At 59.8% G+C, this 12,562-nt stretch carries 9 protein-coding genes; 7 read left to right on the top strand and 2 right to left on the bottom strand.

Going from position 1 to position 12,562, the window contains the following annotated elements; translation table 11 throughout:
* Positions 1-22 precede the first annotated feature (22 nt).
* Together ppsR and RD1_RS00650 are read right to left on the bottom strand one after the other, a co-directional pair.
* Positions 23-1,450: a transcriptional regulator PpsR gene (ppsR, locus tag RD1_RS00655; RefSeq protein WP_011566499.1), complete on the bottom strand. Its 1,428-nt coding sequence runs from the start codon at positions 1,448-1,450 to the stop codon at positions 23-25.
* Entirely contained in the window at positions 1,447-2,229 is a 783-nt protein-coding gene (locus tag RD1_RS00650) for a cobalamin B12-binding domain-containing protein (RefSeq protein ID WP_011566498.1), read from the bottom strand. The genes ppsR and RD1_RS00650 overlap by 4 nt, the downstream gene beginning before the upstream one ends.
* A 313-nt stretch (positions 2,230-2,542) precedes the next feature.
* Here RD1_RS00650 and bchF point away from each other — a divergent pair, with 313 nt between their 5' ends.
* Genes bchF through RD1_RS00615 form a run of 7 tightly spaced genes read left to right on the top strand, consistent with a single transcriptional unit; the run spans position 2,543 to position 12,560 of the window.
* The gene (gene bchF, locus RD1_RS00645; protein ID WP_011566497.1) at positions 2,543-3,067 is read left to right on the top strand and encodes a 2-vinyl bacteriochlorophyllide hydratase; all 525 of its coding nucleotides are present in this window, start codon (positions 2,543-2,545) and stop codon (positions 3,065-3,067) included.
* Entirely contained in the window at positions 3,064-4,350 is a 1,287-nt protein-coding gene (locus tag RD1_RS00640; RefSeq protein ID WP_011566496.1) for a ferredoxin:protochlorophyllide reductase (ATP-dependent) subunit N, read from the top strand. The genes bchF and RD1_RS00640 overlap by 4 nt, the downstream gene beginning before the upstream one ends.
* Complete coding sequence (bchB, locus tag RD1_RS00635; protein WP_011566495.1) at positions 4,347-5,888, top strand: ferredoxin:protochlorophyllide reductase (ATP-dependent) subunit B; 1,542 nt, start codon at positions 4,347-4,349, stop codon at positions 5,886-5,888. Before RD1_RS00640 ends, bchB begins: the two co-directional genes overlap by 4 nt.
* Positions 5,878-9,450 (top strand): magnesium chelatase subunit H, encoded by a 3,573-nt coding sequence (locus RD1_RS00630; protein WP_011566494.1) that lies wholly within the window; start codon positions 5,878-5,880, stop codon positions 9,448-9,450. The genes bchB and RD1_RS00630 overlap by 11 nt, the downstream gene beginning before the upstream one ends.
* Positions 9,451-9,502: 52 nt before the next feature.
* A complete protein-coding gene (bchL, locus tag RD1_RS00625) occupies positions 9,503-10,402 on the top strand; it encodes a ferredoxin:protochlorophyllide reductase (ATP-dependent) iron-sulfur ATP-binding protein (RefSeq protein ID WP_011566493.1) in 900 nt (299 codons plus the stop codon).
* Positions 10,402-11,130, top strand: coding sequence for a magnesium protoporphyrin IX methyltransferase (bchM, locus tag RD1_RS00620; RefSeq protein WP_011566492.1), 729 nt, complete (start codon positions 10,402-10,404; stop codon positions 11,128-11,130). The genes bchL and bchM overlap by 1 nt, the downstream gene beginning before the upstream one ends.
* On the top strand, positions 11,127-12,560 hold the full coding sequence (locus tag RD1_RS00615; RefSeq protein ID WP_011566491.1) for a PucC family protein: 1,434 nt from the start codon (positions 11,127-11,129) through the stop codon (positions 12,558-12,560). Before bchM ends, RD1_RS00615 begins: the two co-directional genes overlap by 4 nt.
* Positions 12,561-12,562: the final 2 nt, after the last annotated feature.

Here is a 12,562-nt window from a genome sequence, read left to right as displayed (position 1 = left end):
CAAGGGCCAGGACTGCGTCACACTAACCGTTTTTGTTGAGGAGTCCGTACTTGCGCAATTTCACATAGAGGCTCTGGCGCGACAGGCCCAGCATTTCGGCGGCGGCAACGCGGTTGTTGTTGGTCAACTCGACCGCCGTTTCGATGCACATCTTTTCGACAACATCCGTTGTTTCCGCCACGATATCCTTGAGGGCAGCCGAGCCGACAAGATCCATGACATTGCGCGCAGGCTCCGCCGGAGCGGCGTTTGATATCGTCCCGCCACTGCCCCCGCGTGCGGTTTCCGTCCGGCTGACATCGCGGATCATGCAGCCAATGGCTGCAACATCCGCATCCGCCAGATGCGTGGCGGAGATTTCGACCGCCAGACGCGTGCCCAGATCATTCACCAGTTTGGTGGCATAGATGCGCATATGACCCGACCGCTGCGGCTGCTCTGTCAGAACTGCCAGATCAATCTGCCCGCGCCCGAGGAAATCCCCGAAACTACGCCCAACCACATCAGACAGATGCGCCGCGCCGACGAGATCCAGAAAACTTTCGTTTACCGAGATGATCACACCATTGGGTCCCATGAACAGCATGGCGTCACTGCCAGCGCGGAACATGGCCAGCGCGTGGTCCGCCGCTGCATCCGGGGTCGCGGCCTTGCTTTCCTTTGTTTCCAGGCGGCACATCAATACGCGCTGCCCACCGGCGCGGAACACAACCGGATGCGCGATCACGGTGGCTTGCGTACGCGTGGCGGTCAATGTCACCTGGCCTTCTTCTTCGGCCAGCGTTGCATTCATCAGGCTTTCGGTCAGTTCGACATTCGAGCGATCCATGAAATGCTGCGCAAAGCTGCTGGAGCGCAGCGCATCCGCATTCAGGCCCAAGAGGGCCGCAGCGGCTTCGTTTGCATCCTCAACGCGCCCGCTCTGGACCGAGACAAAAACCACGGCCTGTTTGGTGTTGGCCAGCAAAACACGGTAGCGCGCGTCAAATTCACGCCGTGCTTCATAGCCCTGTTCCAGCGCGATCTGCGCCTGGACCAACTGTTGTTGTGTTTCGGCAATGGGCCGCAAGTCGCGCCCCAACAGCAGTGCCGCGTTTTCATGCCCGAACCGATGAAACGTATAGCGCACGGGGTATTGCCACACCGCGTTGTCACTATGATTGAGCTCAAGCTGCTTTTTGGGAACCTCGCCCAAGAGATAGGCCGCATGGGCCTTTTCAAACTTCGGGATGGATTCCCGCGTCAGGAACTCCGAAACGGGGCGATCTTCCCAATGCTTGAGGTTGCCAAAAGACTCGCTGTGAGAATTCACGACAACAGAAAGAATTATGCCTTCAGCAGATACCACCAGCGCAATGTCCGACGCAGCGGCGATAATACTGCTCAGAAACTCGGGTTCGATCAGCGGTACTGCCCCACTGGACCAGAAGGTATTTCCGCCGGTTGTCATGAAGTGCTTGGTGAATTGACGTATTTCAGGCAGTGCGCCACAGCTTCTTCTGCAACACTGGTCACGATATCAGCACCTGTTATTTCCATCACGCGCTGTTTATTGACCTGACAAGCCCCACCAACTGCAAGCGTTGGATCGTTTCCGACAGCTTTCCGCACAACCTGTATTGTATTGGCAACACTTGGCAGGGTTTCAAGGCGGCCACATGTGACCAGCACGAGGTCGGGAACATCGTTGATCAGGCGGGCCGTCAGGGCACCGTGATCCTCGTCATAGGACATTGCGACTTCGCAGCCCAAACGGCGCAATTGCGCAGCCACAACGCTGGCGCCGAGAAAATGCTGTTCATTCTGGGGGATCACCACGAGGGCGTTCAGCCGCACCGCACCGACCTTGTGGTCAACGCAGCTTGCTCCGGAGGCATCGGCCAGCAGCGCTTGCAAGCGCATCGTTCCGATTGTCACATCGGCAAAACTGATTTTGTCATCGACCCATTGCTCACCCAGCATGCGGGCGGCGGCTGGGACATAGAGATCAATGATGGCATCCACCGACAGACGATAGCCGCGCAGTTCTGCCAGCACAACATCGGGTGCAAAGTGTTTCTTGCTCAGAACCCGCGACGATATCTGGTCCAGCACGAACTGGCGCAATCCCTCACAGGACACAGCTTGCCGGTCACGCAGCACGGAGATGACTGTCGATGCCAAAACATCCACACTGTCGGGCCGGTTGCGCATTACGCCACGCGGGTCTGTTTGATCATCCGTCGACATGGCTCTTTCCTAACGACCCTTCACCTTTTGCATCGCGAGGGCAGGGGCCCCCGCAGAGTCGATATATATACAAAAGGTCTACCCTTGGCAGCAAAATGTCAAATCAAATTGACAGTCTGTGCCGCTTAAAACAGTCAATTTACAGGAATTCAAACCCAAATAGCATTGTTTTTATGGCTTGCGCTGGGCGAGGGGTGATTTCGGACGACATTCTGAATGTAAACTATGCGTTTCAGGTGTGTAAGTTTTAGTTGACACTTTTCGCTGAAAGCCGCTAGTTTCGGTGTAGATGGCAAGAAAGGCGACTCCCCAAATGAACGGACATGCGTCCAGAACATCGGCCCCAACCGGCCTTTATTCAGCGGAAGAGCGCGCCCGGCGTGACGAGACCGTCTGGACGACCATTCAGGGCGTGCTTGCGCCGCTGCAATTCGCGGTCTTTCTGGTCTCTCTGGTGCTGGTGGTGCGCTACCTCTGGAACGGCGAGGGGTACGTCATTGCCACATGGTCCATCGTGCTCAAGACGATGCTGCTCTATCTGATCATGGTCACCGGTGCGATCTGGGAAAAAATCGTTTTTGGTCAATATCTTTTCGCCCCTGCCTTCTTTTGGGAGGATGTGTTTTCCTTCGCGGTGATCGCGTTGCACACGGCCTATATCTGGGCGCTTTTCAGTGACGCGATGAGCACCACAAACCTGATGATTTTGGCGCTGACGGCCTACGGTGCCTACGTGATAAACGCGATCCAGTTTATCCTGAAACTCCGCGCAGCAAGACTGCAGGCCGCCGCAGCTTCCGACACGACTTCCGATACGACGCCAGAGGTGGCCGCATGACAGAACTTCCCCGACTTCCAGCCCAGGGCGGATGCAGCAACGCACCGATTCTCAAGCAACGTGGCCAGCGCGAAGTCTTTTGCGGGCTGACCGGTATCATCTGGTTGCACCGCAAGATGCAGGATGCGTTTTTCCTCGTCGTGGGCAGCCGCACCTGCGCACATCTTTTGCAATCCGCGGCAGGGGTGATGATTTTTGCCGAACCGCGTTTTGGCACCGCCATCCTCGAAGAAACCGATCTGGCCGGTCTTGCCGATGCGCAGGCTGAACTCGACAAGGTCGTGGATCAACTGCTCGCCCGGCGCACGGATATCAAGCAATTGTTCCTCGTCGGCTCCTGCCCCTCTGAGGTCATCAAACTGGACCTGTCGCGCGCCGCCGAGCGTATGACCGAGAAATACGCCCCCTCCGTGCGGGTGCTGAACTTCTCCGGCTCCGGCATTGAAACCACCTTTACGCAAGGCGAGGACGCCTGCCTCGCTTCCATGGTGCCGGTCCTGCCGAAAACGGATACACGCCAACTGCTTCTGGTGGGCGCTTTGCCTGATGTGGTCGAGGAACAAGCGGTTTCCCTGCTCGAACAGATGGGCATTGGCCCGATCAAGGTGTTGCCAGCCCCGCGTGCCGATACCGATCTTGGCATTGGTGAAAACACGGTTTTTGCGCTCACGCAGCCCTTTCTGGGCGATACACATGGTGCGCTTGAACGGCGCGGTGCACGGCACTTGCCGGCCCCCTTCCCCTTTGGTGAAGAAGGCACGACCGCGTGGCTGCGCGTCATTGCCGATGAATTTGGCGTCGATGCCGACACATTCGAACGCGTGACCGCCGCCCCCCGTGCCCGCGCGCGCAAGGCCATTTCGCAGGCATCTGAGGCCCTGCGGGGCAAGACGATTTTCTTCTTTCCTGACAGCCAGCTTGAAATCCCGCTGGCCCGCTTTCTGACCCGCGAGTGCGGGATGGAGGCGATCGAAGTCGGCTCGCCTTTCGTGCACAAAGGCATCATCGGGTCCGACCTTGAGATGCTCGCGCAAGGCCCCGTGATATCCGAAGGGCAGGACGTTGATCTGCAGCTTGACCGCTGCCGCGCGGCCCGCCCTGATCTGACGGTCTGTGGGCTTGGTCTTGCCAACCCTCTCGAAGCTGAGGGGCTGGCCACAAAATGGGCCATCGAGCTCGTGTTCACCCCTGTGCATTTCTACGAACAGGCCGGTGATCTTGCCGGGCTCTTTTCCCGTCCGGTGCGCCGCGCCGGATTGCTTAAAGTGGAGGCCGCCGAATGAAACTGACGGTCTGGACATATGAGGGCCCGCCCCATGTCGGCGCGATGCGCGTCGCCACGGGTATGAAAGGTCTGCACTACGTGTTGCATGCGCCGCAGGGCGATACCTATGCGGATCTGCTGTTCACCATGATCGAGCGGCGCGACCACCGCCCGCCCGTAACCTACACGACCTTTCAGGCGCGTGATCTTGGCTCTGATACGGCCGATCTGTTCAAGCAAACGCTGCAGGACGCCTATGACCGTTTCCAGCCGGAGGCGTTGATTGTCGGGGCCTCCTGCACGGCGGAACTCATTCAGGATGACCCCGGGGGCATGTCCGAAACCATGGGCATTCCGATCCCCGTGATCCCACTGGAACTGCCCAGCTACCAGCGCAAAGAGAACTTTGGCGCGGATGAGACCTTTTTCCAGATCGTGCGGACACTGGCGAAGCCGATGGCGCGCACCAAGCAGATCACCTGCAACCTGATTGGTCCGACCGCTCTTGGTTTCCGGCACCGCGACGACATCACCGAGTTGACAGGTCTGTTGTCGGATATGGGCATCAGCGTGAATGTGGTGGCCCCGATGGATGCCACGCCCACGGATATCGCCCGGATCGGTGCGGCGCATTTCAATGTTCTGATGTATCCCGAAACGGCGGAAACCGCTGCGCGCTGGATGGAACGCGAACTCGGCCAACCCTACACCAAAACCGTCCCGATTGGTGTCGGTGCGACACGCGATTTCATTGCCGAAGTGGCACAGATCGCTGGTGTCGCCCCCTATCTCGACGACAGTCGGTTGCGCCTGCCATGGTACTCCAGATCGGTCGACAGCACCTATCTGACAGGCAAACGCGTGTTCCTCTTCGGGGATGGTACGCATGTCATCGCCGCTGCGCGCATCGCGCGTGATGAGATGGGGTTCGAGGTCGTCGGCCTTGGCTGTTACAACCGCGAAATGGCCCGTCCGGTCCGAGCGCTGGCGCGTGACTTCGGGATCGAGGCACTCATCACTGACGACTATCTCGAAGTCGAAAGCCGGATCGAAGCGCTGCAGCCCGAAATGATCCTCGGCACGCAGATGGAACGCCATATCGGCAAACGTCTGGGCATTCCCTGTGCCGTGATTTCGGCGCCCGTGCATGTGCAGGATTTCCCCGCCCGCTATTCACCCCAGATGGGCGTTGAAGGCGCAAATGTCATCTTTGACACATGGGTCCACCCGTTGGTCATGGGGCTTGAAGAGCATCTGCTGCACATGTTCCGCGATGATTTCGAATTTCATGACGCCGCAGGTCCCTCCCATCACGGCGGGCATTCCCCCAAGCCGCAAGCCGCCGAACCTGCACCGCAGGCCGCGCCACAGCCGGAAAACACCGGCACCTCGGTAGAAGTCGTGTGGCTGGCGGATGCGGAACGCGAGTTGAAAAAGATCCCCTTCTTTGTGCGCGGCAAGGCACGGCGCAACACCGAAACCTTCGCCTCCGAACGTGGCGTCGGCGAAATCAGCGTTGATACGCTGTACGAAGCAAAGGCCCATTATGCGCGATGAGGTTGGCATAAACGGGCAACTGCCCGGCTATCGCGTGGTGGTTGTCACGCTGGACAGCCATGCGGCGGGTCCGGCCATGCGCGCGGCAGAACGTCTGTCTGCGGATTACCCCGGGCTGGATGTGTCCATTCACGCAGCGGCGGAATGGGGCGAAACACCCGGCACCTTTGAAGCGGCCAAAGCAGCGGTGGAAACCGGCGATATCATCATCGCCAATCTGCTGTTCCTCGAAGAGCATTATGCCCGCATTCTTCCCAGCCTTGAGGCCCGCCGCCCGCATTGCGATGCGATGATCGGCGTGATTGCCGATGCCTCCATCGTCAAGCTGACCAAGATGGGCGCGCTCGATATGATGGCGCCGAAATCGGGTGCCATGAAGCTGATGAAAAAGCTGCGTGGCTCCTCCAAACCGTCGAGTTCATCGGGGGCGGACAAGATGGCGCTCCTGCGCCGCTTGCCAAAAATCCTGAAGTTCATTCCGGGCAAAAGCCAGGATTTGCGCGCCTGGTTCATGAGCATGCAATACTGGCTGGGTGGTTCGGACGACAATGTAGAAGCGATGATGCGCTTTTTGCTCAACCGCTACGCCAGGAACCCCGGATGGGCCAAGGCACCAGAGGCCCCCGCGCCCATCGAGTACCCCGATGCCGGGCTTTATCATCCCGACCTGCCGACACGGATTACCACCGATCTGAACGACCTGCCCCGCCCCGAAGGTGCCACGGCGACGGTCGGGTTGTTGTTGATGCGCTCCTATGTGTTGTCCTCGGATACGGCGCATTACGATGCTGTCATTCGCAGCTTTGAAGCGCGTGGCATTGCGGTGCGCGCTGCCTTTGCCGGGGGCCTTGATGGGCGACCCGCGATTGATGCCTATTTCCGCGATCAGTCCGGCACGCAGATTGACGCGATGGTGTCTCTGACCGGTTTTTCGCTGGTCGGTGGCCCTGCCTATAATGACAACGACGCCGCCATCGCGGTCCTGAAAGACCTTGATGTGCCCTACCTTGCCGCGCATCCGCTTGAGTTTCAGACGCTGGAGCAATGGGCGTGCTCGACGCAGGGGCTTGGACCCATAGAGACGACGATGCTTATCGCGCTGCCTGAACTTGACGGTGCAACCAACCCGACCGTTTTTGCCGGTCGCCACGGCACAGCAGGGTGTCACGGCTGCAATCATGACTGTGAGATGAAGTCTGATCACAAGGCCATGGCCCCCTGCATCGAACGGGTCGACAGCCTTGTCGAAAAGACCATCCGCATGACCACTTTGCGGCGCAAGACCAACGCGGAAAAGACGCTCGGGATCGTTCTGTTTGGTTTCCCGCCCAACGCGGGGGCCGTGGGCACTGCGGCGTACCTCAGCGTTTTTGAGAGCCTGTTCAACACGTTGCACCGCCTTAAGGCCGATGGTTATGATGTCGAGGTCCCGGAAACCGTCGATGCGCTGCGCGACAAGGTACTCGCGGGCAACGCCAGGCAATACGGTCAGGAAGCCAATGTCGCGGATCACGTAACCGCCGACACCATCGTGAAAACCACACCCCCGCTGGCTGCGATCGAAGCGGTCTGGGGCCCGGCACCCGGGCGCATTCAATCGGACGGGCGCGGTGTGTTCATCCTTGGTGCGCATTTCGGCAAGGTCTTTGTCGGCGTGCAACCGGCCTTCGGTTACGAAGGCGACCCGATGCGGCTGCTCTTCGAAAAAGGGTTTGCGCCGACACATGCCTTTACCACTTTCTATCTCTGGCTGCGCAATACACTGAAAGCAGACGCGATCCTGCATTTCGGCATGCATGGCGCGCTCGAATTCATGCCCGGCAAACAGGCGGGCCTTGGGGCGCGTGACTGGCCGGATCGTCTGATCGGTGAGATGCCGAACATCTACCTTTATGCGTCGAACAACCCGTCCGAGGCCTCGCTGGCCAAACGCCGTTCCGGTGCGGTGACCATCACCCATCTGACACCGCCTCTGGCGGCTTCGGGGCTCTACAAAGGGCTTTTGGACCTCAAGGACAGCCTGACCCGCTGGCGCGCGATGGATCAGGACAGCGACGAGCGGGACGAGTTGCAAGCCCTCATTGCCCAGCAGGCGGATGCGGTGGACATGGGTGATGTCACACCCGATCAGCTGTGGCTCAAACTGCTGGAAACCGAAGACGCGCTGATCCCGGACGGTCTGCACATTCTTGGCAAACCGCTCTCTGATGCGGCGCGGGCGGAATACCTCAGCATCATGGATCACGCAGATGACGCCACCCGCGCGCGGGTGGATGCGCTGCTGCAACAGGAAACCGAACTTGATGCGATCTGCCGTGCGCTTTCCGCGCGCTACATCGCACCCGTGCCGGGTGGCGATCTGATCCGCTCCACGGATATCCTGCCGACAGGGCGCAATATCCATGCTTTTGACCCCTTCCGCATGCCGACGGCCTTTGCCTGTCAGGACGGTGCGAAACAGGCGCAACTGTTGCTGGATACGCATCAGACGCTGCCGCGCACCGTGGCGCTGGTGCTCTGGGGCAGCGACAACATCAAATCCGACGGCGGCCCGATTGCACAGGCGCTGGCCCTGATGGGATGCGTGCCCCGCTTTGACAGTTTTGGACGGCTCGCCGGAGCGGATCTGATTTCATTGGAAGACCTCGGACGTCCGCGCATTGATGTGATCATGACGCTGTCGGGTATCTTCCGTGATCTCTTGCCCTTGCAGACCCGGATGCTGGCTGAGGCCGCACAGAAATGCGCCATGGCCGATGAACCGGTTGAGTTGAACTATATCCGCGCCCATGCGCTGGCCTATGCCGAAAAAACTGGCTGCGATATGGCAGAGGCATCCCTGAGGGTCTTCTCGAACGCCGAGGGTGCTTACGGATCCAACGTCAACCAGCTGGTGGACAGTTCCGCCTTTGGCGATGAAGACGAATTGGCCGATGCCTATCAGGCCCGAAAGAGCTTTGCCTATGGCACAGACGGCAAGGCGTCCTCCAATGCCGCGCTGCTGCAGTCCCAACTGGCCGAGGTCGATGTGGCCTATCAGAACCTCGAATCTGTTGAACTGGGCGTGACCACGGTTGATCATTATTTCGACACGCTGGGTGGCATCGCGCGGGCGGTTAAACGCGCCAAAGGGTCCGAGGCCGCCGTCTATATCGGGGATCAGACCCGTGGATCGGGCAAGGTCCGCACCCTGAAAGAGCAAGTGGCACTTGAAACCCGCAGCCGCAGCCTGAACCCGAAATTTTTCGAGGGCCTGCTGAAACACGGGGCCGAAGGCGTGCGCCAGATCGAGGCGCAGGTGACCAATACGATGGGCTGGTCCGCCACCACAGGTCAGGTTGATCCGTGGGTTTACCAGCGCCTCTCTGAGACCTTTGTGCTGGATGAAGACATGCGCCAGCGCCTTGCTGACCTCAACCCGACCGCGTCAAGCCGCATGGCCAACCGCCTGCTTGAAGCGCACGACCGCAACTACTGGAGCCCCGACGCAGAAACGCTGGCCGCCCTGCAGGATGCCGCCGATGCGCTGGAAGACCAACTTGAAGGGATCGCGGCACAATGATCCCTTCACGCCACATGAACAGGGCAGCGCGCCCCTTTGAAAGGACGATGACATGAGCCCATTGGACAGAACACCGCCCAGCCTGCGTGGTCAGGACGGCGAAGGATCCGTACAGGTCCATCAGGACGAAACCGCCAAGATCGAAGGGGCCAAGGTCTTTTCCGTCTATGGCAAGGGTGGTATCGGCAAATCCACCACATCCTCGAACCTGTCAGCGGCATTTTCCATGCTGGGCAAACGGGTGTTGCAGATCGGCTGTGACCCCAAACACGACAGCACTTTCACGCTGACCGGCAGTTTGGTGCCCACTGTGATCGACATTCTGAAAGAGGTGGATTTCCATCCCGAGGAACTGCGCGCCGAAGATTTCGTCTTTGACGGGTTCAACGGTGTGAAATGCGTCGAAGCGGGCGGCCCGCCTGCGGGTACCGGTTGCGGCGGCTATGTCGTCGGGCAGACCGTCAAATTGCTGAAGCAGCACCATATGCTGGAAGACACGGACGTCGTGATCTTTGACGTGCTCGGCGATGTGGTCTGCGGTGGTTTTGCCGCGCCCCTTCAGCACGCCGACCGCGCGCTGATCGTCACGGCCAATGATTTCGACAGCATCTATGCGATGAACCGGATCATTGCGGCGGTGCAGGCCAAATCAAAGAACTACAAAGTGCGCCTTGCAGGCTGCGTTGCGAACCGGTCGCGCGAAACCGATGAGGTGGACCGCTATTGCGACACCGTCGGGTTCAACCGCATTGCCCATATGCCTGACCTTGATGCGATCCGGCGCTCCCGGCTCAAGAAAAAGACGCTCTTTGAGATGCCTGACGATGAAGAGATCGTACAGGTGCGCAAGGAATACATCCGTCTGGCCGAAACGCTGTGGAACGGAACCGAGCCGCTGGCCCCGGCACCTTTACCCGACCGGGATATCTTTGAACTTCTGGGATTTGATTGATGCGTGACGAAGTAACCCTCTCCACCGGTGCAACACCCGCTGCGCAGCAGCGGTACAGTGCCACTTTGGGCAGGGTAGAGACATATTTCGACAAGACCGCGACCCGCACATGGGAGCGGTTGACCTCTGACGCGCCGGTCTCGAAAATCCGCCAGACCGTGCGGCAGGGCCGGGACCGGATGCGTGATCTGATGCTGAGCCGCCTGCCTGCCGATCTGACGGGCCACCGCGTGCTCGATGCAGGCTGCGGTGCCGGGCAGATGACGATCGAGCTGGCTGCACGCGGTGCCGAGGTGCTTGCCACCGATATCTCGCCCTCGCTGGTCCAGATCGCCGAGGCGCGCCTGCCCGAAGACTTGCGCAAACAGGTCACCTTCACATCGGGTGACATGCTTTGTCATACGCTGGGCCAATTTGATCATGTGATCGCTATGGACAGCCTGATCTATTACGACGAAACCGATATCGGGCGCGCATTGGCGGCCCTTGAGGCGCGCACCGGCGGATCGATCGTGTTTACCGTCGCCCCGCGCACCAAGGCCCTGATGGCCATGTGGTACGCGGGCAAACTCTTTCCCCGGTCTGATCGCAGCCCTGTGATGATCCCCCATGACGCCGGCAGGCTGGCCCGCGCGGCTCTCGCGCAAGGCGTGTCGGGGCAGGTTGCCCCCGTCGAACGCGTCACATCCGGGTTCTACATCTCGCAACTGATGGAGGTGCGGGTATGAATGTCGCCGGTCTGAAACGACTGTCGCTCAAGGCGATGCCCTTTGCCGATGCGGCGAGTGATGGATTGCCCCTGCCGCAATTGCTGCGCCTGTCGCTGTTCCAGATTTCCGTTGGTATGGCCGCCGTGATGCTTCTGGGCACATTGAACCGGGTGATGATCGTGGAATTGACGGTGCCTGCGATGGTTGTCGCGGTCATGATCGCCCTGCCGGTTCTGATTGCACCGTTCCGCACGCTTCTGGGCTTTCGCTCAGACACGCATCGCTCGGCGATTGGCTGGAAGCGGGTGCCCTACATCTGGTTTGGCACATTGTGGCAGTTCGGGGGTCTGGCCATCATGCCCTCGGCGCTTTTGGTCCTTGGGGGTGATGTCTACATCGACGTCCCCTTTGCCGGAGAAATCCTCGCCGCTCTGGCCTTTGTCATGACCGGTCTCGGCATGCATATGACACAGACGGCCGGTCTGGCGCTGGCCTCGGACCGTGCAACAGATGAGACCCGCCCGCGTGTCGTGGCGCTCCTTTACGTGATGTTCCTCGTGGGCATGGGCATTTCATCCCTGATCATCGGCTTTTTGCTGCGGGATTTCACTCCGCTCAAACTCATTCAGGTGGTGCAGGCGACTGCCGTGATCACCGCCGTTCTGAACCTGATCGCCCTGTGGAAACAGGAAAGCCTGCAACCCATGAGCCGCACGGAGCGCGAAGCACCGCGCCCAAGGTTCAAGGACGCATGGGATGATTTCATCAAGGGTGGACAGGCCGGACGGCTCCTCGCCTGCATCTTTGTCGGGACCATGGCGTTCAACATGCAGGATGTACTGCTGGAACCCTATGGCGGCGAGATCCTCGGCCTGTCCGTGTCCTCCACCACATTGCTGACGGCGATGTGGTCGCTGGGCGCGCTGCTCGGCTTTGCCTTGGCGGGCAAGCGGCTTGCCGAGGGCTCGGACGCGTTCCGGCTGGCGGCTGGCGGCATACTGGCCGGGGTCGGTGCGTTCTGCATGGTGATCTTTGCCGCCCCTCTGAATTCGCCTGCGTTGTTCTTTTCCGGCGCGGGCATGATCGGTTTTGGGGGCGGCCTGTTTGCGGTCGCAACTTTGACCGCTTGCATGACCCTGCCCGAAACCGGCATGGCAGGTCGGGGTCTGGCTTTGGGCGCATGGGGGGCAGCGCAAGCGACCGCTGCCGGCCTCTCAATCGCCATTGGTGGCAGCCTGCGTGACTGGACAGGTTCCATCGCAATGTCAGGAGCCTGGGGAGAGGGCCTGGTTTCCCCGGCTACCGGCTATTCAGTCGTATATCATCTGGAGATCGTACTTCTGTTCGTAACTCTGGTGATCCTTGGACCGCTTGTGCGCCGGCGGGTTTATCACACCACAAGAGAAAGCGGATCACGCCCGATGGGCCTGGCCGATTTCCCAACATGACC

The organism is Roseobacter denitrificans OCh 114 (assembly GCF_000014045.1).
Lineage (GTDB): Bacteria > Pseudomonadota > Alphaproteobacteria > Rhodobacterales > Rhodobacteraceae > Roseobacter > Roseobacter denitrificans.
This window is presented reverse-complemented; position numbering and strand designations above follow the sequence as displayed.